The organism is Magnetococcus marinus MC-1, assembly GCF_000014865.1.
In the GTDB taxonomy this organism is placed as follows: domain Bacteria; phylum Pseudomonadota; class Magnetococcia; order Magnetococcales; family Magnetococcaceae; genus Magnetococcus; species Magnetococcus marinus.
In genome coordinates, this window is the sequence record NC_008576.1 from 1,621,459 (window position 1) to 1,647,659 (window position 26,201).

The following is a 26,201-nucleotide window of genomic DNA, read 5'->3' on the forward strand; positions in this document are numbered from 1 at the left end:
TTAACCAACAGGAATCCTGATGGCCAGAACCACGGCGGCGCTTGAGTTTGTCATTAGGGCAAATGACGATGAACTGCGTTCTGCTGTCACCCGCATGCAGAGCGACTTTCGCCAGGGCGTGCAATCCATGGCCTCCGCTGCTCAGACTCAGGCGCAGCGTATCAATGGGGCACTATCGGACATCGATGCTTTCCGCAATCTAAAGCGACAAATCAGGGAGAGTGAAGATCAATGGCAGGCGGCCACCCGTGAGGTGGCCCATCTCGCGGTGCAGATGCGGGAGACCGAAACACCCACCCGCGCCATGACCCGCGCCTTTGAGCAGGCCAAGCGCAATGCCCGTTCTCTGAAGGATCAGGTAGAGGCTCAGCGGGAATCCCTTCATGGCCTGCGGGGTAACCTGCGTCAGGCCGGGATCGATACGACCCGCCTCAGTGAAAGCCAGGAGCGGCTCCAGCGGGATCTGCGCGCCTCTACCCGTGAGGTGCAGGCTCAAAGTCGCGTGAACCGTGCCTTTGCCACCATCGGCGTCCGATCCATGCGCGAGGTAGAGGACGAAGTCCAGAGGCTAGAGAATGCCTATCGGGAACTGGCCCGCTCCGGTCGGGTTTCTGCGGCGGATCTCAACCGTGCTCATCAGCAGATGCAGAGCCGGGTGCGTACCCTGCGTGGTGAAATGCAGGGCTTAAACGGTGCCATGACCGGAATGGCGGGTACTGTGCGCAATCTGGCAGCAGCGTATGCCGGGTTTGAATCCATTCGTGCGGCATCCAACTTTATCAAAGACTCCATCCTTACCTATGCCGCCTTTGACGACACCATGAGGCAGGTGGCGGCTACATCTGGCGCGACATCAGAAGAGCTGACCCAACTGACCGAGTTGGCCAAGGAGATGGGAGCCTCTACCCGATTCAGCGCCACTCAGGCAGCGGGTGGTCTCAAAGCCATGTCCCTGGCGGGGCTCTCGGCATCCCAACAGCTGCAAGCCCTACCAAAAGTTCTGGAGTTGGCTGCAGCCGGTTCGGTGAATCTGGAAACCGCAGCAGGCATCGCCACCGCCTCTATGGCCCAGTTTGGGTTGCAGGCCCGTGATCTGGGCAATGTAAACGACATCCTGGTCACCGCCTTCACCAACTCCGCCACCAACATTCAGGATCTAGGTCTTGCTCTACAGTACGCAGGACCTGTGGCGAAGGCCGCTGGAAACAGCTTTGAAGAGACCGCCACCGTGCTGGCCTTGCTGGCCAAGAACGGCTTCTCTGGGGAAAAAGCGGGTACCGCGCTGCGTAGCGCCTATGCCCGTCTGCTGGCCCCGGTGGATAAAGCCCAAGAGGCCATCAACCGTATGGGCCTTCAGACCCGTGATGCCACTGGCCAACTGCTGCCCATGACGCAAGTGCTGCGCAACCTGAGGGCAAGCGGGGCCGATGCCGCCGACATGATCCAGATCTTTGGGGTGGAAGCTGCGCCTGCGTTAACCGCTGCCGTAGGCATGTCCTCCCAGGCCTTTGAGGCGTTGGTATCCAAGTTTGAACAGGTGGGCGGTGTCGCCGGGCGTGTGGCCACAGAGATGGAAGCGGGCATGGGCGGATCCATCCGTTCCCTGGAGTCCGCCTGGGAGGGGGTGAAGATTGCGGTTGGTGAGGCCATCGACAAGCACAGCAGCCTTAATTTTCAAGAGCTCACCGCCGCCATCAATGAAAACAAGGATGCCATCGTCGAGTTGGCTCTGGCTGGTGTGGATCTGGCTGCCATGTTGGGCCGTGTGGCTCTGATGGTGGGTGAGTTCATCCTGGCGTGGAAAGAGGTCATCGGCGTGCTGGGTGGGGCGTATCTGGCCATCAAAACCCTGCGTGTGGCCATGGCAGCACTCACAGCACTTCAGACCGCTCAGTGGTTTCTAACCGTTACCCGTGCTGCCTCTGGCTTGGTAGCCGTGGTAGGCGCTCAGGGATTGGTTGGCGCATTGGCGCTGGTCCGCACCCGTCTGCTTTCTCTTATCTCAATCAATCTGGCCGGGTTCTTTATCCGGGGTGCTGCCGCTGTTGGAAGCCTGCTCGCCGTGCTCACAGGCCCTGTTGGGCTTATAGCTGGGGCGACGGCGGCTGTGGGCGCACTAGGCTACATGGCTTACTCCTGGTTGAAAACCAAGGATGCCCAGGATGAGGCGGCGGAATCCGGCAAGGCAGCGGTTGAGACCCAAGAGCAGTTGGCTGCCCGCCTGAAGCAGACCGGGCAGCAACTGGGGATCAACATTCCCGACCTGGAGACCTTCAACCGTCTACAGCGGGAAGGCACCATCATTGCCGACAAAAGCACCGGGGGTTGGCGACTGGCCGCAAAGGCCGCTTCCGATGCCATTCAGACTCAACGTCGCGCGGCCCAAGAAGCCGCCAACCAGCTTTCAAATCTTACCCGCCAGCGGACATCTGCCCAGCGCAAACTGGCGGATCTTGAACGACAACTGGCCGAAGAGCAGAAGCGCCAGGCCCGTGAGGTACTCACCGAGAAGATCCGTACTGCTGAACAGTCCGTTCAGGCCACGGAACGCGCCCTGCAACAGAGCCTGACTGCCGAGAAACGACTGGCCGATCAGATCCAGGGCATCGAAGAGAAAAAGCGCAACGCCCGTATCTCCACCGAGGATAAGGTGCGCTCGCTGTTGGAACGCAACATGTCCGACCGGGAGAAAGAGACCTCCCGCGCCGCCGCAGCCTCCCAAAAGTTGGCTGAGGCCCAACAGCTGCTCTCAAAAACAACCCTTTCCGAGCAGGACATCAAGTGGGCCGAATCCCTGGCCCGAGGGGCTCAGGATGCCTTCTCCAGTTTGAATGATACCTCCACCGCCATCCGGGGTGTGCAGGACGCCGGGGATGTACTGGATCAACTCTATCAGCGCCAGGAAGAGAGTGCACGAAAGGCGCTCTCTACCCAGAAAGATCAGACCACATCTCTTACCGAGCAGTTGGAAACAGCACGTGGCCAGGTGGATCTGCTCAAACAGGCTATGGAAGCCCTTCCTGACCGGGTCACCAAATCAGTCGAGCTTCAGGCTCAGGTTGAGCAAGCCCAGTCCGCACTCTCAGCCATCGAAAAGCAGATGGCGGCACTGAAGGATAAAACCGTCACCATCACCATGAAAACCATCGAGGCCAAGCAGTCGGGAGGTATGATCGGTCTAAATCGTGGTGGTCGTCTTCCCGGCTATGGGGGTGGTGACCGCATCCATGCCTTGCTTGAAGCCGGTGAGATCGTGATCCGCAAAGAGCGCTCCAGGATCTTCAAGGATCTGCTGCTGACCATCAACTCCGCGCCCATGGAGACCGTGAAGCGTATCCTGCCCAACCTGCCCAGGTTTCAAACCGGGGGGATGGTGGGGTTGCCGGAGATCCCAGCGCTTCCTCAGCTTTCCTTTGCAGGGGCCGGTGGTTCTGGACAGCCCCCAGTAGAGGGGATCGTTCAGCTTGATCTGACCATGAACGGCAGGCCAGCGGCCTCCATCACCAGCCCCCGGCAGCAGGTGCGGCAACTGGTAGATGCCCTCAAGGAATTACAGCGCGGTACCTTCTGATATCCCGATGAAACAACTTGGTGATTTAACTCTACCTGAGTCGATCCAGTGGACCGACCGTCGGGCGTGGTCTCCTGTGGCCATGGAGACAGCCCGCACCCTGGGGGGCACCCCTGTGCTTTGGTCCCAACCCCTGATCAAGGGCAGGCCCATCACCCTGGAGGCCGCAGATGGGGTGACCTGGCTGGATCAATCCACCGTGATGGCCATTGAGGCCATGGCTGCCCAATCCGGAGTGGTTTTCCCGCTTATCTGGGGGGCAGAGAGCTATCAGGTAATGTTCCGCCATCACGAACCTCCGGCCATCCAGTTTCAACCCATCTGGCCGCACCATGATCTCTACACCGGTACCATCAAACTCTTTGAGGTGTAAGCACAATGCCCATACAGACTTCAGAACTTCGCTTCTACAAATCCACCACCGTCAGCGATACCACCAGCAATGGGGGCCGCATCTCCGCCAGTGAGATCGCCGATGGGGTGAAGAACAATGTCTGGCCCGACGTGCCACAAGGGGAACGACTGGCCGGATCCACCAAATACCGCAAGGTGTTCTTCAAAGTCGCCAATGATGCGGATATCAAGCTGATTGACCCGCGCATCTATGTGGAGACCGCAACTCCAGGGGATGATCGCATTCTGATCTTTCCCGGCACCCAAACCGATACCCAGGGGGCGCTCACCGGATCAGAGCGGCTCTATGGGTCAGGAAGGCTGGATGCTAGCACCTCCATCGGGGTCACCAGTATCGATGTCAACACCGAGTCGGCCACCGATGCCATCTTCCAGAACGGGGACTTGATCCGCATCTCCGATCAGGACCATGTGGATGATGTCTCCGGTAACGTCGAGTTTATCCGTCTGGCCAGCAGTGGTGGGGTGACCTGGAATGGGGATAAAGCCACGCTGACCTTTGAGGCCGGACAGAGCTTGCAGAGCGCCTATGCCTCCAGCAATACCCGCGTTGCTTCAGTCATTGAGCCCGAGGATATCGAGGCAACCTGGGGTAGCTGGACCGGATCCACCGTTGCGGGTACATACGACGGATCCGGTCCAACGATAGCGCCCACCAATATTATACCGATTCTCGATTCAATCGGCAGCATTGAACAGACCTGGACCCTGACCTTCAGCGATGCCAACAGCTTTAGCTGCGTGGGGGATATGCTGGGTAGTGTGGGCAGCGGCTCCCTCTCTGGGGGTGATTTTGCCCCCAATAACCCTGATTTCAGCCGTCCCTATTTCACCCTGCCTGTGGCGGGATGGGGCGGGGCTTGGTCCAGTGGGGAAACCATCACCTTCAAAACCCATCCCGCAGCCGTGCCCATCTGGTGGAAACGTATTGTTCCCGCTGGGGCCAATAGTCTTTCAGCGGACAAGGTCGTCGTCGCCATTACAGGTGAGAGTGCTTGATGAGCGAGATTTCAACCAGCCTGACCATCCACTTTTCAGCGCCTGAACTGGATGAGCCCTTTGAACTGGTGGTCAACGATGATGACCAAGGGGGCTCTGCGCCGGTGCAGGTGGCTTTCAGCCGCCTAACCTCAGGCGTCTGTGGCTGGGGGCGCATCTGCTATAGCATGAGTCAGATCACGCCCCTTGAGGTGATAGAGCCCGGCAAAAAGCGCGTAAAGCTCTACTGCTCCAAGCGCGTGGCGGCATCCGCCCGGCTCATCATCAGCGGGGGTGAGGCGCGCCTGATCGGACGTCGTTCTGAAACGGTGGTGGAAACCATCACCTGGTCCAAAGAGCATACCAAGCAGCTGCGCTGGCTCTATGACCACCCGGTGTTGGAGATCATCGAGCAGACCTTCTTTCGCAACAAGCAGGGGGATCTGGTCACACCACCCCGTTATGACCGTCAAAGAGGGGAGTTCCATGCCTCCCAAGAGGTGATCGGGGCCCTGGTGGTGCGCTACACCGTAGGCTTCTCCCTCTACGAAATCACCTATGGCAATGGAGAGGAGAGCGTTTCAGCCGCTCAGTTCGTGGAGATGCAGAATGCCTGGCAATCCGGCAACGTGGAATCAGCAGAGGTCCCCCCTGTACGCATCATAGCCCTGTCCGACTGGCATGCCACCCAAGCCTCCTTCCCGCGCAAGTTTTGGCCCTCGGGAGCCCCCAGCGTCAGCCTGCGCCAAGCTTCCCCCTCAGGTAGTAGCGATGAGGACGCCCCCGCAGAGGAAGAGGAGCCCACCAGTGAGGGGTTCTATCAGGAGGTTCCAGGGACCCGTCAAACGGTGCTGGAGAAGATCTATCACCCGGATGATCCCGAGCAGTTTATTGAGGTGAAAAAGACCCTCTATCTGGAAGCGCGGGATACGGTGACCGGCAAGGCCCTCAAAATCAGGTTTCTCAATCATGCCTCTTCAACCAATTCCCCTTGATCTGGGCTTTCTGGATGAGCTGTCGGCCTTCCGATGGGTCAGCGCCAATATCTGCATCACCATCATTGATGAATCCTCCCTCTATGCAAGAATGCAGACTCAAACATTCAACGAAGATCTGGTCCTGTTGAGACATGCGCTATCAACCTCCAACGCCCAGGTGGGGTGTATGGAGTTAAAGTTCATGCCCTCATCCCTATTGATCCCTGTTGGGGCCGAATTTCCCCCCGAGGTGCATCGGCTGATCCGCGAAAGGCCAACGCTGGAGGATTGGGAGGCGTTGCTACAGAGCATGACACCCACGCCTAAGCGGGTGGTGATCTCCTGTGATGCCTCAGGTTCCACCAATGGATTTGGCGATGTCCGGATCCGGGATGGCCTGTCGGCTTGGATTGCCCAGCTGGAAAACAGGGGGGTGACGGTGATTACCCGTGAATACCGTGGTGAGCGGTGGTTGCTCCAGCTCATCGAAGATATGTCAGTCTTGACCGCATAAAGGAGAATCTCATGGCCCTGCGTTTTAACGATACCCTGCGCAACTCCCTGATGAACAATCTGAGAAGCTACATCGATGGGATCTGCTTTGTTTATCCGGGAACCCGCCCGCCCAATCCTGACTTTCCCACATCAGAGCTACCCCTGGTGCGTTTTACGCTGCAGTATAACAGCGCCGCCAACGGCGCGATCACTCTGAGTAACTCTCCGGTAGCCAGTGAGGTGGAAGCGACGGGCACCGCTACCTGGTTTCGGTTGGAGGATGGCAACTATAAAATCGATGGGAATGTATCCACCGAAGAGGGGGGTGGGGATGCCATCCTGGATAATGTCACACTTACCTCCGGAGAGATGGTAACCCTTAAGCAGATGGATTTCTCCATTCCCAACCCTGCCTGATCCATGCCCCTCTCTGCTGCTATCCAGTGCCCGTGGTCCATCCTTCAAGAAAGCGCCCTTGGTGCGCCCTACAGCTTGACCTTGGACCGAACCCTTTCAACCTCCTGGTCCATTCAGGTTTCCCATGGGGTAGGGGGGTGGTCACCGATACTGCTATCCCGGCAACTTGAAGCCGCCTTCGATTATCTACCTCCATCGTTTGCGCTCAACACCCAACTGCCCATTGCCCTGACAGCGGATCTCAATCGGGCCAGGCGCTTTACGCTCCATTATGAGCTTACGCTCGCCTTGAGCAGCCGCTTCAGTGCAAGAGTGCAGGATGCCCGGGCAAGTTTCACACTCCCCATAGAGAGCACCACACGTCTTCAGGCGGATGCCTATGGCATGCGCTGTTCGGCGGCGTTGGATTTTTCCCTCACGGCCCGTGCCGAGAACGGCAGCCGGGACATCTCCGTCACCGGCGAGATCCCCCTCTCCCTCAGCGGCACCATCACGGCAGCGCGACATACAGTCCGGGCCTCTGGCGTCATCACCGTTGAATCCCCTGCTATCCTCTTTACCGCCCAAAGTAGCATTCTGCAAGCCACACCGGCACTGCCCATCCAGTTGCAGGGGCATATCTCCTTTGCCCCCAGATCCAGGCAGGTGATTACCCCCTATGCCATACACTTTCCCGTTGCGCGCCATTTGGCCGCAGGGTATCGGTGTGGAGCATTCATCGAACAACGTCTGGAAGCTCCATGGGGCATTCACGTCACGGGCTCATGTCGCACCCCCTGGGCGCTGGGTGAATTTGTTTGGCCGCACTCTCTTACCGCTTCGTGGAAGATTCAGGTTGGGCGAGGAGTGGAGGCCCGTTACGGTGCCCCTGTTGAGCGTGCGCTTTCGGCTCCCTACCAGGATGCTCTGCTCAAGACCTTACAAGCGGGCTATGCGCTCATGGGGCCGGTGCAGCAAAGTTTGACTTGCCAATGGTCTGCTACCCAGCCGGTGCATGCATCTCTCACAACGGGCTATCAGCTTCAAGCACGGGACTCTGCTCATAGGGCTATGACCGCATGGTGGGATCTGCTGGTGGACCAGCCCCATGTTCAGGCCACCTCTGGCGTGCGCGCTATTCACTTTGGATTGCCCTTATGAGCATTCTCTCCGCATCCCTGGCCATGGCCGAGGGAGACTACGCCTGGACCGGCACCATGGAACTGGCGGACCCGGCCTCCTTCCAACGCATCCAGATCGATGATCCGGTGACCTTGGAACTGGGCGGTGAAACCTTCCAGATGATGGTGGATAACAAGACTCTCTCCCGTGATGGCGTAAGCCGTCCCAGACTGGTGGTATCGCTGATCAGCCCAACAGCGCGTTTCGCTACGCCAAGGGCCATCCCAATGGAGCGGATGTGGAATGAGCCAGTTTTAGCCCGTGTGGCCGCTGAAGAGGCTGTAGGAGAATCCATTCAATGGGATTTGGTGGATTGGACCATTCCCGGTGGGCGGTTGGCGGTCTATGATGCTGCGCCCCTTGATGTGGTGCGTACCATTGCAGAGGCGGCCGGTGGGGTGGTGGAGACTACGCCCGGGGGCACGCTACGCGTTCGTCATCGCTTTCCAACCGCTGTGCCCCAGTGGGTCAGTGCTACACCAGATCACATCCTCACCGACGCCACGGATAATCTCTCGTGCCGAGAATCTCACCGTGCCCGCTATCGAGTGAATCGGGTCACAGTACGCGGGTGGCTGCCCAGCAGTGGTCATCTATCGGCAGAGGTGGATCGGCGTGTGGATGGACTGAACCAGGGGCGTAGCACCTTTCACTCCGGCGGATCTGCCCACCTATTGGTGAACCGTGGGCCTCAGATCACCATACAAGGTGTTTCAACATCCTCTGGCGCACTGCTCCCCAATGCGGATCAAACCTTCACCATCACAGAGGATTTGACCTTCGACGGGATCAATAGCGCTACGCTCTCCCAACCCGCACAATCCATCCAATCGGTGATTTGGTTGGGCAATGATCTGGGTTCGCTCTCCCTGGCCCCGGACGGCATGACGCTTCTGGCCAGTCGCTCCGGTATCGCCATCGCCCGGGTCACCTTCACCGTGCTGACCCGGTCCTGGCGACTTTCCGTCCCCAGCCGGGTAGCGGGGCTGGATTCATTCCCGGTACAGGTACGAATCACCGGCCAGTCTGGTGATCTGGTGGGCGATGGCGAGATCGTCTGCCAGCGCGGCGATGGTGCACACCCTGGTGAAGATATCTCCGATCCGCTTCTGGCCACTACCGAAGTCAAACTATCCCGTGGCCGAGCTGAGATTGATGCCGGGGAAGATCTGCAAGAGGTGTCTCTCACCTGTGTTCATAGGCCCGGTGTTATGCCAGGGCAAATTATTGAGGTTCATGATGCCCTTATGGGCCGATCCTGGCGGGGGAAGGTGACTGGCGTTGCCCATGAGGCCGCTGGTCCCCGCATCACTACATCTCTGGAGGTGGCCCGTGTTGCACCCAGTTCATGATTTGCAGCGACTTGTAGCAAGTCAGAAGTCAGTTGCTGGGCGGGTAATGGCCGTCACCGGCGGCATAGTTCGCGTGGCAACAGGGCAGGGGATCGTTCAAGCAACGGGGAAAAACCTTGCTGTGGGTGACCGTGTTGTGGTGGAAAATGGCACTACGCGTCCAATTTCCCAATCAACTCAACAGGTCACCCACAAGGTTTAACCACATGCCGGAGCCAGCTCGTACCTGTTGGGGAGCTCTGTATCCGGGAGTGGATATCTCGATTTTTAAAGAGCTGATTATGACGTGAGCCAGCATATCACGCTGATTGGAAAATAGCTGTTATTTCAAAGAGGATGAGGTTGTTGGGAGGGACAGCGGTGGCCAGATGCGGAGAACTTCCATTTGAATCCGTATTTCGGCCCAGAATTTTTCTACCTCCACTCCCATCGGATCGCTGGCCGATAAATCACCGGGCGAATCACTCGAGATCGCGGTTGTACATACGCTTGTCTTGGGCGAGAGAGTACTTGCACAGGATGTGAATGGATGACCTGATCTGCTCCTGACATGGAGAGTAATTTATCGATACGGGCCTGGATGTCCGGGTGCGTTTTTAACCAGTGGTACTCCCGCTGGTGCTGAATGGGGCGGAGAAAACGTGACATCCAGTTCCACCTGGGCATCTCAATGCGCTTGAGTGCTGAGGCCAGCCCATGAGGGTCATTGGTCAAGTCGACAGCGCTTCGATCCGCTTCAAATTCACGTGTGCGAGAGAGAGCCAGTTGAAGCGCGATCCCCACAAATGGGGCCGCCAGCAGAATCAGAAGGGCCAGCCAGGAGATCTGTACAATACCCAGTATCCATAAGGGAATGGCAAACAAGATGATGATCTGTCCTATGGAGGATAACGTGGTGGTCAATAGTCGAAAGGCGTCGGTCAACGCCAATACCCGAGTATCACCATTCATGATGTGACTGACCTCATGGGCCATCACGCCAAGGAGTTCTCTTTGGTTAAGCAGACGCAGCAAACCATCAGAAAGCGCAATAGCGCTCTGCTCACCAGGCCCAACAGCCATGGCGTTGGGTACGCTACTGGGGATGGCATAGAGGGTGGGCGTCGTCGGCAAACCGGCTCTGTTCCCCAACTGTTGAACCATTTGGTAGAGATCAGGACGCGCATAATGGGAGATCGGTCGTGCGCCCATCATCTTCAGCGTGAATGTTGGCGGAACCTGTGGAACCAACAGATTGAGCGCGATAGCCAGTGCCAAGCTCCACCAAACCCCTTCCTCTCCAGCCAGTATCCGGCCGAGTAGAGCAAGCAGCCCTGTCATAGAGGTGATCAGTAGAAGCGTCTGCAGAAGGTTGTTCCTTCTGTGTTCCTGTATTTTTGCTTTGTCTAAAGAGGGCGTGAAGTAGCGCATGGCTTTTCTCCTTTCCTTCTGGATTTAGGTACGCACGTCTCTGTTTACAAGGGGATAAGAGAAAAACAAAAAAATATCGTCGCCCTCCTTGTAACCCCATTTCATTGATCCTATCTCCTTGAGCAAGACGGCAAACGAAGTCGGTGCCAAGCTTTTACGGTTAACGCTAATAGCATGTAAAGGAGGCCCCCAATGGCTGCTCTGATGGAATACGATCCTTTCCGCAATGTTCGTACATTGCAAAACGAAATCAACCGGCTGTTTGACCACAACTGGGAAGAGCCAAATGGACAGATGGCCAAGTGGCCCATGCGGGTGGACATCCGTGAGGATGAAAACCAGATCATGATCAAAGCCGATCTGCCCGGTATGACGCAACAAGACATCAGCGTCGATGTGGACAACGGCACCCTGACTATCTCTGGTGAGCGCAAGTTTGACGATGAACAAAATCGTGATGGCTATCACCGGATTGAACGGGCCTATGGCCGCTTCAGTCGCTCTTTTCAACTGCCCAATACCACCGATACAGGGAACATCGCGGCAAAGTATCAAAATGGTGTGTTGGAGGTGACGCTACCTAAGTTGGATGAGGCCAAGCCTCGTAGCATTCAGGTTGAAGTTCTCAACTAAACTCGTGACCAAGCCCCATGGATTTCCCCCGGTTATGGGTTTGTCTTCAACCTGGTTAAAGGGTCGGCTCATTGGGAGCCAAGAGCCGACCCTCATTTTTTTTCGAATAACATGATCCTTTGGAGGATAGGACCATGGACAATATAAATTCCACTGGCTCCAGATCAAAGCAGGTTAAACCGTTACTTCCATGGCTTAAGACCCCAATGGCCATTTCCATCCCGGTTGAGCGTTTTTCATTTACGCCCACCGTGGAGTGGCAACTTGGGAACCGTTCATGGAGGGATGAGATCCAGAAGTTCTGGTCTTTTCTTCTGTTGGTTTTGACTGCACCGGTAATCTGGTCCGTCGTCATTCCTATTGCACTATTGGATATGATGGCAACGCTCTATCAGCGGATCTGTTTTCCCGTCTATGGGATCGGTTTGGTGTATCGATCCGATTATGTGGTGATGGATCGCCATAAGCTGAGCTATCTGAGCCCCCTTGAAAAATTAAACTGCCTCTATTGTGGCTATGGAAATGGCGTCTTGGCCTATGTGCGGGAGATCGCAAGCCGAACCGAGGAGAGGTGGTGCCCGATCAAGCATGGGAAGAGACCAAAGTCGCCCCATTCCCGCTACGACAGTTTTGAAAATTACGGTGACGAAAGTGGTTACCAGTGTCGTGTTCAACAAAAATCGAGTCAATAGGAGGAAGCGCCATGAAATCTGAAACGGTTGCTCTTTCCTAGAAGTATGGACTAATGAGATCTGGACTGGTGAAAGATCTGTTCTGGATGACGATTGTTATTGGTTGTGTGCTTTCAATGGTGATGCCTGCCCATGCTCGCTCCATGCCGGAGTTGACCGGGTTGGTGGAGCAGCTCAAACCAACGGTTGTGAACACCCACACAACAAAAAAAGTGCAGGGCGCCCATGGGGGATTATCCCATAATCCTTATTAAAGGAAGCCTGTGCCTCGTCAAAACCTGGCCCGTGTCCCAGCCCTTACATGACCTGCATCGCCACATCGCCAGCCAGGGAACCAACTCTGGGCGGGTTGTGGCCGTCACCGGCGGCATAGTTCGCGTGGCCACGGCGCAGGGGGTTGTGGAGGTTTCTGGAAGTGGGTTTGCGGTGGGGGATCGGGTCGTGGTGCGGAACGGTGCAGCGGTCAGGATGCAAGGAGCTGCAGGCCGACCCCCCCACATCGTTTGACGCTTGATTATCCCATGTATTTCGTAGGCTCCCGATTCCTCAGATTGAAAAACTCGTCAATCTCAGGCTCATCCCATCGAGCGATATCGGATGACCACCGGTCGGCCAACTCATGAAGGCCAGGATCTTCCATTTTAAGGTGGAAGGTGTAGATCCGGTTCACGACCTGCTTCATCAACGCCTTCATCTCATCCTGATTGCAGCGCGAAACCTCAGTCCACGGGATCTCATTGCCATCCGCATCAATGACCTTCACATCGGAATAATCACCGGTATGGGTTGTTGGCGTTCGCCCCTCATGCAAGGTCTCCAATCGGGTGTTCCGAACGCACAGCATAGCCATGGTCTTGGCGATCTTGGCGGCAATCCTCTGTTCTCCTTTATCATCCATACCTGTCTCAAATCTGTCAGATTAATTGTCAGTCTGAATGAACTGGCTGGCCCGCCCATACGAGCACACCACGACCTGCCGTTTGGCCCTGGTGGCCGCGACATACAGTAAAGCCCGTTCGCGGTTCTCCGACTCCTTGCGCACCACAGGGTCATCGGTGTTGGTCACGGCCCGAGAAAATGGGACGATCCCCTCGTTGACACTGCCAACAATGATCGTCTCGAACTCCAGGCCCTTGATGCGGTGCATGGTCGCCAGACGGACGCCCGTAACCGACCGTTTCTCAGCCTCTCCACGGTGGATCATGTGCGTCTTGATTCCAGCGGCCTCAAGTTCTGCCTTGTACTGCTCAAGGATGCCGTTGGTACGGGCCACGATACAGACCGTGCTGAGTTCCTGGCCGTTGGCCTCGCACTCTTTCAGCAGCGACACGATGTGGTCGGATTCCTCCTTGGCGGTCTTGAAGTGATGGACGGCAGGCTGTTCACCATGAAGAAGCGACTTGTACCCCTTCTGGTCATCGGCCCCACCATCGAGGTCGTCTACTGGGACGCCTTCCAGCAATCCAACGGCCCACCGTCGGTTCTCTTCGGTCGTGCGGTAGTTGATCCGCAGCTTTCGGCTCCGACCTCTGATGTTGACCCCGCATTGGCCGAGCACCACCTTGTGGCGGTAGATGCGCTGGTGGCCGTCACCGACGATGAAGATGTCGTTCTGAACCTCGTCACCATCGGGAACAAGACGGCGGATCAAACGGAATGCCTGATGGCCCATGTCCTGGGCTTCATCGACAACCACCGCGCAGTAGGGAAGATCGTGTCCCTTTTGATCCAGTAGCTGGAGGGCATCCCGCATCGCGTCGTCAGGCTCACGTAGACCGTTCTCGTCCAGCAGATATCGGTACTCCTCGAAGACCGCCCAGACCTCTTTGCGGGCCTTCCGATTCAACCGTGTTCCACGTCCGAGCCTGGGAGCCTTGAAGTAATCGGTGACCGTGGTGATTCCCTGGGGCTGGATCACCTGCTCCCATTCCTCACGGTAGAACGACGGTTCGTACCCCAGATCTGACGGCATCATGGTCAACGCCTTCTCCCACAGCGGGCCAGTCCGTCGTCCGAAGTCGATCTCGAACTCGTAACCGTTCTTACGCAAGAACTCCGAGACCCAGCGATCCAGGTTGGTAACCTCGATCCGAGAGAACGTCTCCTCGCCGCATATCTTGCGCAGGTTAGCCTTGATGTCCGCCGCGAGATTGCGGGTGAAGGTCGTGAACAGCACTCTCTTACGGCCATCCTGGCAGCGGGTCTGGGCCAACCACTTTGCTCGGTGGAGAGCCACCACGGTCTTGCCTGTACCTGCACCACCGAGGACGCGCACAGGGCCGTTCCAGTCGCGGTTGACCAACTTGTGCTGCGAGGGGTGGAGGAAGACCCGCCACTTCTCCAACGGCGCGGACAAGATGGCCTTGAGTTCCATCTCGTCGTCCACCACGTAGAAGCGACGTTTGGAGTCTGGCGTCTCCAGGGCTGCCGCAAAATCGGCGGTGTCCACGGCTTCAGCCGACGCGGCCACCAGTTCCTGGTCGACCTGCTCGACGCTGTAACCTGCGGCCAGCATGACCAGGGCATCATACGCCTCCTCGGGCATGCGGCTGGACATGGCATCGAGTTCGTCTTCGTCGTTGATTGTGCGCACGAGGTCGATCAGCGTTTCGGGGATGCCGAGGGAGACCAGTTGACGATCACGGATCTCCGCAAACATCCCGACAGGCTGCTCGGGGGCGGGTATCGCTTTCGTTTCCGTGACGGTCGTGGTCTCTACCTCGATGACCTGGAGGCTACCCGTCTCAGGATGGACATTGCAGACACGCCTGCTGGCCCAGTCGTAAGCTGCGTCGTGGTGATCGACCCACAGGAGCAGATAGACATTGCCAGCTTCAGGACTCAGGACGATTGCCCTGTAGGTGTTGTCGATACGGACGGAGCGGAGGTTGGTGTCTTTGGCCGCGTTGATCTTCTCGTAGTTGATCCCAGGCGACATCGGGTTGTCGCGGAACTTGTCGATGAAGTCCATGACCTTGTTCTGCTGCTTGCGCGGGATCTTCGAGAATGCAGACAAGAAATCCGATGCGATGGCGACCTTGATCTTCATTGCTGCCATGGGCTTAACCCTCCTCCTTCACTTTGCCGAGCAACGTCGGGTCGCCAAGCACTTCGTCTGCTGTGAACACCTTCCACTGGGCCTGGGTGAAGGCCCCTTTTGATTCGTCGTCCATCACGATGGCTATACGCTCGGTCTCCCAGGCCACCTCGGCCTCACCGACGATCTCGCCAGAAGCGTCGGCCAGTTCATAGCCAACCTCTGGTTCGGGCCATCCTGTTTTGGCGAGGTCGGCCAGCAGGCCGTGCAGCGACTCATCGGCCAGTTCGAGTACGTCATCCGACCACCCATGGGCCTCTGGTTCCCCTGGGCCTGTAGGCTGTACTTTTGCGTCTTTGATCTCCAGCTTTTCGTAGGCCCGTTTCGACTGCCCGTCGGAGGTGACGCAGAAAGCGTGCGGCAGGAACTGGAGCAGGTTGTAGAGCCGAATGAACCCGTTCCAGATGGACTCGAAGCCCTCTTGTTCACGGGCCGCATCGGAATCTGGCAGGTTGGCGACCAACCGCATGCCAGTAGCTTCACCATCGTTGATGCACATGGGATCGACGGCCAACCAGAGATCCACCTGACCCTGGGACTTCTCCGACTTCCACCGCCCGCGCACACGGGCCTCGGCATTCTGGGCCACGAACGAACCGATGTTGTCGGGCAGATCCGACAGGCCCTGTTGCCAGTCTCCGTGTGCCACGGTTTTGTCCAGGTGGATCAGGCCGTGGACGAATGCGCAGTACGTCCACTTGCTGGCGTCGGGCTTGGCCAAGAAGCGCACCAGCCAGTCAAAGCTGTCGCCCATGTGGAGCGCGTGCATGCCCTCCACCTGATAGCGGTTCAGGAGGTTGTTCAACTCGCCGACCAGTGGAGCCTTCTTCGGGGCCAACAGTTGCTGAAAATAGTCACCCTGGCCTTTGAACCTGTTCTCCACGTCCTTCCACGAGAGTGACCAGACGTGGAAGTTGCCCGACTGGACAATCGCCATGCGCTGGGCCATGTCCAGGCCGACGCGGTTCCGATGGTAGAGATAGCCGTCGGTGAAGACCGCAACAGGTTTGGCCCTGGCACTGCGTCCCACGGGCCAGAACAGGAAATCGGCCTTGGACGGTATGGTCACCCCGTGCTGCGGCCCCAGGTTGACCTGCGGCTCGATTTCCCACCGTTGTTCGCCAACTGTCAAAAGGTATCCTGGCTTGCCGCTGGCGGGCAGCATCTTTTTCACCAGCTTGGCCGACTGCTCTTCGACCTTGATGCGCCTGATGGCCTCGATGAAACGAGCCTCCAGTTCACTGTCGAACAGGGCGTTGACCGATACGCTCTTCAGGCCGTCGATCTTTATCAGATTTTCGCGCTGCTCCAGGATCTCCTTCAGCAGTTCGACAGCGGTATCCCGAGAGGTCTCGGCCATGTCGTAGCTGTTGCGGTAGGCGAACAGGCAGCGGTAGCAGCCGTCCTTGGTCGCGTCGTCATTGCAACCACATCCCTGGAGGCCATCCAATGCCAGTGCGAACACGTCCATCAACGGCTCGGGTGAGCGCATGAGTTGCTTGAGGTAGCCCGTGCCGCCAGGAACCGTGTCGAACAGCACCAGATACCGTTTTCGGTGCGCCGAATCCGAAACAGGCTCTTCCTGCACCGCCGTTTGCAGGTGGCCGACGCTGCCGCCGAACATGCGCTTGAGTCCCAGTTGCAGTGCCGCGACAAACGAGTTCAGCTTGTCCTCCGACCCCGAGAACGTGGTGACGGGCAAAAGCATGCGGATCGCCTCGGACGCGAACTCGCGGTAGAGGTACAGGCACTCCACGATGTTCTTGTCCGACGCCTTGTCGCGGGCGGTGCAGGTAAAGGTGTGATCCCGTTCCTCTTTCGGATCGACCTTGCCGCAGAATTTGCAGACCTTGAATCCATTACGGTGCAACTCCTGACCGGCAATCGTGATCTTGTCGCCCTCCATACCCCGTAGGCCGAAATTGATCTCACGGAAGGATGCGCGGCTCAAAAACTCGAAACCGAAGGGCAGATCGTCGTCGGCGATGCGCCATGCGTCGGTGACATGGCGATCCTCGAAGTCCACCAGGGTCTGCTTGTTGTAGAACGAGGGGGTGCGGTCGTCGCTGTCGTCGCCGATGCGGCTGTCCTTGTCGGAACAGGTGGCGAAGACCTGCCGCATTCTGAGCATCCGCCGCAGTTGACCCGCGTCGGCCCACATGGTGCTGCCGCAGCTTGGGCAGGTTGCGGCGTCCTGGCCCGTCCCCACCAACTCCGAGTGTGAGCAGTTGGAGCAGAAGCGCCACGTTTCGATCTCGGACGACCCCATGTCCACTTGGTCGATCTTCACCTTCCGACCGTCGGCGTAAAAGGTGTTCTCGGGGGCCAGTTCGTCGATGGCGCTGGAGGCCGACCGTTCGTACTCATAGCGCCATGTGTCGTAGTTGCCGCCACCGTCCTGGGGATCGCGCTTGCGTCGGTAGATGATGGACTGGAGGACGACGCCAGCCTCGGGGAATGCGTAGTTGGGCAAAAGCCCTTCGTCGGTGAAGAAGTTGAGGGTGTCGCGGTCGTTGATGGCCTTTACCAGTTCCTGGAGGGCGCTGCGCTCGCGCTGTAGCTCTTCCAGTTCCTGGGCCTTGTGCTGGCCAGCGGCGGGGTCATTTTCCTTTTTCTTGATGCGGTCTTTGAGCAATCTGACCTTGCGCTGTAGGGAGTCCCGTTGCTTGCGCTGGTCTTGCAGGCCGTGGGTGATGCGCCATGTCAGGCTGCCGTGGGTGTCGTCGTCTCCCTGGACGAAGTTGGTGATGTGCGCCTTGGACTCATCATCCAGCGACCCAGTAAACAGACCCATGAACGTGGCCAGCAACTTGGTCTGGTGGTTATCGATGAACCGCATCAGGTTGTGCGGAAACTTCTTGGGGCTGACTTTATCCAGATTGCCGAGGACACTGCGCAGTTGACGAGGGAAGTCGCTTTCCGCGATGCCCGAGGACACCCAGCGGTCGAAACAGAAGGCTGTGAACTGGCGCTCCAGCACCGCCGAGGCGTTGAGAAAGACCCCTGGCGGATCGACGTGGCCTGCCAGCATGGAACGCGGATCCGCAAAAAAGTAGAGGTCGTGGGGACGACCGTTGGCGATGGTGACGTTCAGGGCGTTTCCGTCTCGCCGTCCCGCCCGTCCAATGCGTTGCAGGTAATTGGCTTGAGCAGGTGGAACCGAGCAGAGAATGGCCGACGACAGGTCGCCGATGTCAATACCCATCTCCAGGGTTGGGGTGCATGAGAGCAGGTTGGGGTGCCACGGTTGGCGGTCTGCTTCGGCAGCCTTGAACTGGCGTTCCAACTCCTCGCGGTCGTCGCGTTTGAGCAGTCCCGTATGCTCGGCGGCGAAGATGCGTTTGATGTCTCCACTGGCGTACAGCAGGCCGTAGTAATCACGACGCGGCGGCACGGGTCGGTAGACCCCCTGGCAGTTGGAGCGCAAGCAGAGCGTGCCGTCCCAGGCTGCCGCCTCGGCCTGATCGAAGGTCGTGGTGTTGCCGCATGCCTCGCAGAGGAACTCCTGGAGTTCATGGCTGACCAGCAGGGCCTCGGGCTTGATGCCCCAGACCTTGATGCCCTGAACCACGGTCTGATCAAGGATGCCAGCGTCTACCAGCCCTTTGAGCAGGATATCGTAAAAACGGTCAATTTCGCTGCTGACCAATAGATTCTGCTGGCCCAGCATCCGTTCAGCCCAGGCCTGATACCAAGTACGTTTGTGGCCTTGGGCCGCCACGGGGATGTCGAACCGTTGACCCATCTTCCTGCTGGTCAAAAATGTCGGCGCACGGGTGAAGGGGCCGAAATTGGGCATCCAGTGAATGCGCTTCAGCAGGTACTCCCGACCCTGGTTTTCGATGTAGGTCTCCAGCGCCGTGTGGCTCACCGCACCCTGATGGCGCAGGTGGGTCACGAGGCCCATGAGGAAACGGCGCAGGGTGTCGGCCTCCAGTTCCCGCAAGGCCCCGATCTCGTTTTGCAGAGGTTCCAGCAGGGCCTGTATCGCCTGTTCCAGAAGATCGGGGTTTAGGTGCGCCGTGGCCGACAGGGTTTTTTCCAACGTGCGACCGATGCGGGCGCTGAAGGCCAGTTCGCTGGTGACCTCCCAGTCGATGCGCCGTTCCACTTCATGCTTGAGCCGTGACCCTACAGGCAGCTTGCCGCTCTTCTGTAAAGCGTCGTAGTCGGCGAACCAGCCCATGTTGGGGGCGATGAAGGTGGCGATGAACTGCTTGTCGTCCATCTGGGCCGACCAGTGCTTGATGAATGCGTTGGGCAACTCCTTCAGGGTGAGGCCCTGGCCCGCATGCTGAATGAACTGACAGAGGGCGGTGCGGAAGTTGAACTTCCATGTGCGGGCGGCGAAGAAACCAGCGCGGTGGGCGGCGTCCTGTACCGAGTCGGAAAAGGTCAGCAGCTTTTTGTCGTCGTTGAACGACGAGGCGAAAAGCTGGGCGATGAGCACGCTGGTGAGGCTCGCGGCCTGGGAGCCGACCAGAGTCAGGCTGTTGTGACCGCCGCAATACGGGCAGTGGTGGGTGGAGATGATGCGGTCATTGCGGCGGGCCTCGTTGTTGGGCACCAGGACGGTCACCAGCTTGTCCTCGCCGCAGTTGGAACAATCGCCTTTCCGTTGCGCGGGGTTCATGGTCATGCAGTTGGGGCAGAGGTGGCTGTAGTAGCCCGCGCTGGTGGCTGCTTCGCCATTGTTACCCTCGGGGAAGAGGAAGGTAACCCGCTGGTCGCCGTTGAAGAAGCCGATGTAGAAGTCCCTAAGGGCCGTCTCCACCTTCTCACTGTTTTTGCCCTTGAGGCCCGACCAGCCGACGCTGCCGCACTCGCGGCAGTGAACGATGGGCAGGTGACGTTTCTGTTGCTCGTCGGTCAGGTCGTCGTGGAAGCGAAGCTGCGGTTTGACATCGTCCGTACCGTCGGCGACGGTGGCGACCATGCGGCGCAATTCCCGCATCCACCATTGCAGGCGCACCTGGAGAAACGGCTGGCCATTGGGGTTCTTGGCTTCGGAAACCAGGGTCAGCAGGCTGTTCAGAACGTGGCTGCGGTAGGCGCGATCCCCCGATTGCAGTTCGGTGGTGATGCGGGCCAATTCGGTCAGCAGGTCGTCATAATCCAGCGCCTGACCGCTCAAGACCTTCAATAGGTTCTGGAAGAAGACGTGGCCGCGCAGGCGGTCGGCCAGTGCGGTGCGCCACGCGGGATCGTCGAAGTCGGCGATGGTCTCGCCGAACCAGAGTTCGTGCTGCTTGGCGACATAGGCCCGATGGTTGGGGTGTGATGAGGGATCGATGTCGGCGACCTCTCCGCTGGAGGGAATGGCGACCTGACGGATCAGGCTGTTTTCCAGGAACTGGCCCGCCTTCTGGCGTTGCTCGGTGATGATCGACCCTGGCTGGAAGGTCTCGCCGAAGACCTCCGAGGCGTAGTCCAACAGGGCCTTGGCCCCCGAGGCGTCCCCCAGAGTGGCCGAGGTGCCGACGCAGCAGAGGTGGTTCTTGGGCGTGCCCAGGCGGGCCTTGAGGCGGCGGATCAGGCAGGCCAGATCGGTGCCTTGGGCGCCATCGAAGGTGTGCAGTTCGTCCACGACCAGATAGCGCAGGGTGTCGGCGTCGTTGTGCTGCCAGAGATCCCGATCCCTGGGACGGATCAGCAGGTAGTCCAGCATCTTGTAGTTGGTGAGCAAAATGTCGGGCGGGCTGCGGCGCTGGGTCTCCTTGTCGGTGATGATGTGGTCGGCCCCCATGACCTTGCACGGGTCGTGTTCGCTCTGGCCGATAAAGAGGCCAGCGGTAACGTGGCCCTTGAGGTTCGGGTTGTTAAAGACCAGCTTGGCGATACGGGCCGCTTGGTCGGAGGCCAGGGCGTTCATGGGGTAAATCAGGATCACCTTGACCCCAGGCTCACCACGATGCTGGTAGCAATAATCCAGGATGGGGTAGAGAAAGCATTCGGTCTTGCCCGACCCCGTTCCCGTCGCGACGATGGTGGATTGGGGCGGGGAGGCCGACAGCCGCTGGAACGCCTGTTCCTGGTGGCGATGGGCATTGAAAGGCATAGGGATGTCAGGGAAGAAGTCTTTGCCTGACGCCCCCTGCTCGAAGGGCAGTCCCAGGGAGAGGTATGGCCCCTTAAACACCTCCCCAGGCCGGGTCAGTAAATCACCCAATAGGCCATGGAAGTGCTGTGTGGCAATTGGGAAGGTGGTTTCCAGGAAGTCTTCGACCCCTTGGCGCAATTGATGTGTGAGGACGGAAGGGATCATTTGCCGCCTCCACCAAACCGCTCTCCAAACGCCGCCCACACGGTCTCGTAATCCTTCTCCCGATCGCATTTGTCGAAGGGGGCGTGGTAGGTGATGGTGCGCTCGATGGGGCCACCGGGGAGGGTGTCGTCGGTGATGGTCTGCTCTACCGTACCCTCGCTCATGTCTTTAATTTTTTCCCACTCTTTGCGAGTAAAGCCAACTTCAGAGAAGCCCTTCTTTTTGATGAATGCAATTCGACCTGTATGGTCATAAAAGGTATGGTTCTCGATATTACGCAAACCAAAAAACTGTGCGCGGTAGATGGTTTGCAACTCGGCCAGGGTCAACCCCAAGGCCATGGCGGCCAGCACGTCGATCTCCACCAGGGCCTGCCGTCGGGCGTAGTCGGTGCGGAGGGCGCAGTCGCGGTGCCATTGGGGCGTCAGGTTGGTGAAAAAGCTATTTTCCAGTCGTGGGTCGTCCTTGGCCCAGCGGTCTTGCTGAAAGGCGGTGTCCCAGCACTCTGACCAGAGGTCTGCGTAGTGTGTTGTGAGGGCATTCAGTATGAGCGACCTGCCATGAAGGTATGGCCGGAATCTGTTCTCTTTGGACAGGATCGGGAGGCGCGTCAATAGCGACTTGTTTGCATGCCCGGCCCCAGTGCTTTTCACTAGGAAATCAACAGGAATTGATAGACTCAATCCAAAGAAATCCATGAGATCTAAATAGTTCGCGAAGACGGACCCAAAGCATGTATGAACGTGACCAATCCCCTTTGGGACGACCATCGGCACAAATGTTCTTTCTCCAGACTGGCTCAACATCTCGCGACTGATTACCCGATAAAACCCCGTCACCGGCTCCCCATTCCACGGCACTTTCGGCGTCCGGCGCAGGTACTCCGCAGGGTCTACGTCCGGGACGTAGTTAGTGCGGGGCAGGTAGTCGTCGGGAAGTTGGGTGAGGTCCAGTACACTGTAATGCTCTTTCTGAGTACATTTCTTCCAGGGTGTTTTATTGAAAGGAGTGCCTACAAAAAAATGTGGGCCAGAGAGAATCCACTCCGATGGGCTGTCGGGGAAACGGGTCTCACGGCGGATGGTGTGGTCTTTCTTGACCGCATTGGTCTCGTCCCACATCACCGTGGAGAAGTACTCGCCTTGCAGGTCACCCAATCGTCTTGGTTGAGTCGCAAACTTCTCCAACACCTGCATTAACTCCTGCGAATGCAATGCTGGCAAATGCGCCTGGAGGGGTGGCGTCCCCTCGGCATCGTAGAGACGAGCAAATAGCGCCAACTCCTTTTCCGTTACATAGATGATTCGGCTTGGATGTCCATGGAATTGTAATTTGTTCTTGTCATTTTTGATTCCAGGAACTGGTTCAGTCGAGCCACCTGAAAAGCAAGTTTCTAACGTTTTCGGGTGATATAGGTTTGCTACTGAGATAAAAGAAATGTCATGAACTGTTTTTCCGTATATATTAATACTATACGTGCTGACAGGAGCAATATCCTGGAATAGACGTGCTTCATTCTGGAATTGAAAGTGCTGTCTTAGCTTTGGATACAAAGTACTTCTTAATGTTTGCCCTTTTGCATCATCATAAGTTCCCTCAGGATGCACAAATCCAGAAACCCCTTTTTCCCGTCCAACCATCCACGCCTGGGGCAGAAAGCACTTGTAGAGATTGCTCTGTGATCCCTTCAACAAAGGGTAGTTCTGCTGGGCATTGAGGAAATTCTGGGTACCGTCGGACTCCTCGAAGGCGCTCAGGTAGCCGCTGCGCAGGTCGTATTTCTCCAACGTCTCCGCCCGCAACTGGGCCAGCTTGGAGGCGCTCAACTTGCGCAACACGAACAAAGGCTCCACGTCGCCCATGACGCCGCCTTCGTTCCACTCCACCTTGATCCACGGCGGATTCCCCACCACCAGATCAAAGCCGCCCCGGTCGGCAAACAGGTCGGCGAATTCCAGTTCCCAGTGCAGGAAGCGATAGCGATCAGCCAGAGCCTGAATCAACCCCAGACGTGGCCGTTCCCGGCAGAGTCGATCCACATCGATAACCCCGTACTTGTCCTGGAACTCCATGGCCATCTGCTTGGGCATGGTGTCCGGGAAGAGCGAACCCTGCGCCTCGTCGCCAACCGTGGTGAAAAGGTTGCCTTCCAAGAGCAGCCCCACCTCCAGCAGGAACTCTTCCCGGCTGGGCAGCAGGTCGGCCTGTTCGATGGGCCAGAACCAGAGGGCGCACCAGTAGTCCATCACCAGTTTCAATCGGCGATAGAGGCTGGCGTTGGTATGGCCGGAGGAAAGAATCTCGCCGTTGAAAACCTTGTCCTTCCACTCGGTGGTGGTGAGTTTTGATTTTCCCTCTGGGCTGGTTTTCCCGAAGACCACCAGATCGTCGGTGGTCTCCCGGCGGAGTCGGCGCAATTCGTCGGTGTGGGCCTGCCATAGGGTGTCGGCGGCATCCGAAAGCTTTTGCAGCTTCTTGGCCTGGGAGGCGGTCAGGGGTTTGATGAACTCTTTCTTCCACGCCTTGATGGCTTTGATTTCCTCCTCAGCCAGGCTCTTGACCACACGGTCGTTGTAATCCGCCATGCCCCGGTCGGGTAGCAGAAAGTGGTAGACGGTTCCGTTGGGCCGGGCATCTCCTGGTTTGACCCGCTCCGGCGTCACATCCAGCCACGTTTCGGCTCCGCGACCTTTGGCGGTAACCTGGGCTGCGGAGAAGACTTGCCGCCGCGCTCCCACCAGGGAGTTGCCGCAAACCAGTTGCATGCCAAACCAGGGCACGAAGGCTCCCTGGTGGATGGTGTTGAGCCACAAGGAGACCTCGGCCAACTCCTTGGCCACCGGGTTCAAGTCCACGCCGAAGACGTTGTTGTCGGCCAGGAGCATCTTGACCCGCTGCTTTTCGTGAACATAACGGTCGTGGGGAATCATCTCCCCGGTTTCCGCCTGTTTGCGTTGCAGGTAGGCCTCGGCCAGTTGGTCCACCGTCTCGTTCAAGAACGCGGCGCTGCCCATGGCCGGCTCGCAGACGGTAAGATCCAGAATCTCATCAGCGCTCTTTCCCTCCAAAAGCTCCTTGAGGGCATATTTCACCAGACACTGGGTCAGTACCTCCGGGGTGTAATAGGAGGCCGACTTCTGCCGGTCCCGCCCTGCCAAGCGGTAGACAAACCGCCCTTTGGGGTGCATCACCAGCTCGCCCTCATCGTCGAAGACTTTCTCCTCCTCGGTGTACTCCGGCAACGCCTCCATCTTGACGAAATAACCGGTGCCCAAGGGATTGAACTCCTCCCCGGCGGGTTTCACCTCATACAAATCGGTTTCAGCGAAGAACCCCCGATAGGAGAGCAATGCCTCGTAGACGGCCCCCAACTGGTTGATGCCCAACTGGGCATAGGAGACACGCCCACGGCGGTTCTTCCTGCCCTTTTTGGGTCGAGTCAGCGACATCAACTCAATCACCCGTTGCAGCACATGGTTGCGCAGTTTGGCCCGACTCAGGATGGGCGTCTGCTCCGGATCAAACAGATGAGAACGCAACGGAGGAATCTTGAATGATCCATGAATGGGTTTGTCCAAGTCAGCCAACAGAGAATCCGTGGCGAATTCGTGAGCCCGCTTCTCGGGCGGCCAGCCCCCATAAATCATCCGGAACAGAAGCTGAACGGATTCGTGCAGGTAGTAACCGTTGCGGGACTCCTCGGTGGTGAGCTGCACCATCTCCAGATCGCGCAGGGTCTCCAGGCTGTATCCCTCGCGATAGGCGTCGGCCTGCATGGGGGCGTATCCCAGTTCGGGCCGCGCCTCAATGTAGAAGAGGAACAGCAGACGGTACATGTAGCGCAGGCACTCCAAACTGAGCTTGTCCGCCATCTCCCGGCCATAGATTTTTTCGTGGTGTTTTTCGCGCAGGAACCAGACCGCCTCGTTGCCGATCAACTCGATGGCCTCACGCAAGGCGTATTTCAGATCCTCGGAGACCGAAAAGGCGTGCTTGTGGGAGTTCTCATCCAGGGAGTCCAGCAGCGACAAGCCCTCTTCGGGGCAGACGCTATCCCGATGCAACAGGGCGGCCATGGCCTGGAGGGTGGAGGTTTCTCTACGGCCCAGGATTTCTGACAGGTCAAAACGCAGCAGCCTTTTTTCATTCCACTTGCCACGGTCGATCAGAACGACCTGGGCATCGGAGACCAGGATCACCCAACGGGGCGGCTCCTCCCGACCAAAGACCGTCTTGGTCACGATCTCTTCCATGGATAGCGCTACCCATTGGTCATCGGGCTTCTCTTCTCCTTGGTATTGGCAGACAGCAGGTGACAGGGCCAAGGGGTCGGTGATGTCTTGGGCGGTGTCAAACGCCTCCACCACCCACAGCTCGGGCGCACCGTTGGTTCGGGCCACTTCAGCCAAAAGCGGCAATCGAGCCTCGTCATTGACAACCTTCTGCTGTGGGTTCCAGGCGTAGCCCAACACGGGCAAGAGTTCCGCAAGAAAATCCCGCTGGAGCGCCAGACGGGCCTCGGGTTTGCGCTCCTTCTCCCACTGGCTGCGAAACGCGAAGTAGGCTTTGCTCAATCCGCGCAACAGGGCGGGAGGCGCACGGTAGCCCTCATCGTCGCTCTCCCTTTGACTCCACTGGCCAAGCACCTCCTTGAGATCACCTTCCAGGATCGCAGTCAGGTAATGATGGGTGTAGAATTCGTTTTCGTTGCTGATACCCGTCAAATCGATGGTCATGAT

At 57.9% G+C, this 26,201-nt stretch carries 16 protein-coding genes; 11 read left to right on the forward strand and 5 right to left on the reverse strand.

The features are described from left to right. Nucleotides 1–19 precede the first annotated feature (19 nt). The 8 genes from MMC1_RS06845 to MMC1_RS06880 are packed head-to-tail and all read left to right on the forward strand — an operon-like array spanning nucleotide 20 to nucleotide 9,365. Nucleotides 20–3,571, forward strand: coding sequence for a phage tail tape measure protein (locus tag MMC1_RS06845; RefSeq protein ID WP_011713003.1), 3,552 nt, complete (start codon nucleotides 20–22; stop codon nucleotides 3,569–3,571). Nucleotides 3,572–3,578: 7 nt separating this feature from the next. Continuing rightward, entirely contained in the window at nucleotides 3,579–3,944 is a 366-nt protein-coding gene (locus MMC1_RS06850; RefSeq protein WP_011713004.1) for a hypothetical protein, read from the forward strand. A gap of 5 nt (nucleotides 3,945–3,949) precedes the next feature. Continuing rightward, complete coding sequence (locus MMC1_RS06855) at nucleotides 3,950–4,984, forward strand: hypothetical protein (RefSeq protein ID WP_011713005.1); 1,035 nt, start codon at nucleotides 3,950–3,952, stop codon at nucleotides 4,982–4,984. Further along, nucleotides 4,984–5,958, forward strand: a complete 975-nt coding sequence (locus MMC1_RS06860; protein WP_011713006.1) for a hypothetical protein — start codon at nucleotides 4,984–4,986, stop codon at nucleotides 5,956–5,958. Before MMC1_RS06855 ends, MMC1_RS06860 begins: the two co-directional genes overlap by 1 nt. Next, a complete protein-coding gene (locus tag MMC1_RS06865; protein ID WP_011713007.1) occupies nucleotides 5,933–6,454 on the forward strand; it encodes a hypothetical protein in 522 nt (173 codons plus the stop codon). Before MMC1_RS06860 ends, MMC1_RS06865 begins: the two co-directional genes overlap by 26 nt. 11 nt (nucleotides 6,455–6,465) lie before the next feature. Beyond that, complete coding sequence (locus MMC1_RS06870; RefSeq protein WP_011713008.1) at nucleotides 6,466–6,852, forward strand: hypothetical protein; 387 nt, start codon at nucleotides 6,466–6,468, stop codon at nucleotides 6,850–6,852. A gap of 3 nt (nucleotides 6,853–6,855) precedes the next feature. Beyond that, on the forward strand, nucleotides 6,856–7,992 hold the full coding sequence (locus tag MMC1_RS06875; protein ID WP_011713009.1) for a hypothetical protein: 1,137 nt from the start codon (nucleotides 6,856–6,858) through the stop codon (nucleotides 7,990–7,992). Further along, entirely contained in the window at nucleotides 7,989–9,365 is a 1,377-nt protein-coding gene (locus MMC1_RS06880; protein ID WP_011713010.1) for a hypothetical protein, read from the forward strand. Before MMC1_RS06875 ends, MMC1_RS06880 begins: the two co-directional genes overlap by 4 nt. A gap of 414 nt (nucleotides 9,366–9,779) precedes the next feature. Here the strand turns inward: MMC1_RS06880 and MMC1_RS06885 are convergent, their stop codons facing one another. After that, nucleotides 9,780–10,622, reverse strand: coding sequence for a zinc metalloprotease HtpX (locus MMC1_RS06885; RefSeq protein WP_227665303.1), 843 nt, complete (start codon nucleotides 10,620–10,622; stop codon nucleotides 9,780–9,782). Between the two features lie 345 nt (nucleotides 10,623–10,967). On the opposite strand from MMC1_RS06885, the gene MMC1_RS06890 reads away from it, so the two are divergent. The 3 genes from MMC1_RS06890 (at nucleotide 10,968) to MMC1_RS21615 (ending at nucleotide 12,354) form a co-directional block, all read left to right on the forward strand. After that, entirely contained in the window at nucleotides 10,968–11,408 is a 441-nt protein-coding gene (locus MMC1_RS06890; protein ID WP_011713013.1) for an Hsp20/alpha crystallin family protein, read from the forward strand. A gap of 206 nt (nucleotides 11,409–11,614) precedes the next feature. Next, nucleotides 11,615–12,100 (forward strand): hypothetical protein, encoded by a 486-nt coding sequence (locus MMC1_RS06895; RefSeq protein WP_143711378.1) that lies wholly within the window; start codon nucleotides 11,615–11,617, stop codon nucleotides 12,098–12,100. Between the two features lie 68 nt (nucleotides 12,101–12,168). Further along, nucleotides 12,169–12,354 carry a hypothetical protein gene (locus MMC1_RS21615; protein WP_041640939.1) on the forward strand — a complete coding sequence of 62 codons (186 nt, stop codon included), beginning with the start codon at nucleotides 12,169–12,171 and terminating at the stop codon, nucleotides 12,352–12,354. A 260-nt stretch (nucleotides 12,355–12,614) separates the two neighbouring features. Here MMC1_RS21615 and MMC1_RS06910 read toward each other — a convergent pair whose 3' ends face one another. From MMC1_RS06910 to MMC1_RS06925, 4 genes are read right to left on the reverse strand one after another with little or no spacing between them, the layout of a single operon-like run. After that, nucleotides 12,615–12,998 (reverse strand): hypothetical protein, encoded by a 384-nt coding sequence (locus MMC1_RS06910; protein WP_011713016.1) that lies wholly within the window; start codon nucleotides 12,996–12,998, stop codon nucleotides 12,615–12,617. Nucleotides 12,999–13,019: 21 nt separating this feature from the next. Then, on the reverse strand, nucleotides 13,020–15,158 hold the full coding sequence (locus MMC1_RS06915; RefSeq protein ID WP_011713017.1) for a UvrD-helicase domain-containing protein: 2,139 nt from the start codon (nucleotides 15,156–15,158) through the stop codon (nucleotides 13,020–13,022). 4 nt (nucleotides 15,159–15,162) lie between these two features. Beyond that, entirely contained in the window at nucleotides 15,163–21,462 is a 6,300-nt protein-coding gene (locus MMC1_RS06920; protein WP_011713018.1) for a DEAD/DEAH box helicase, read from the reverse strand. Beyond that, nucleotides 21,459–26,198, reverse strand: a complete 4,740-nt coding sequence (locus MMC1_RS06925) for an Eco57I restriction-modification methylase domain-containing protein (protein ID WP_011713019.1) — start codon at nucleotides 26,196–26,198, stop codon at nucleotides 21,459–21,461. Before MMC1_RS06925 ends, MMC1_RS06920 begins: the two co-directional genes overlap by 4 nt. Nucleotides 26,199–26,201: the final 3 nt, after the last annotated feature.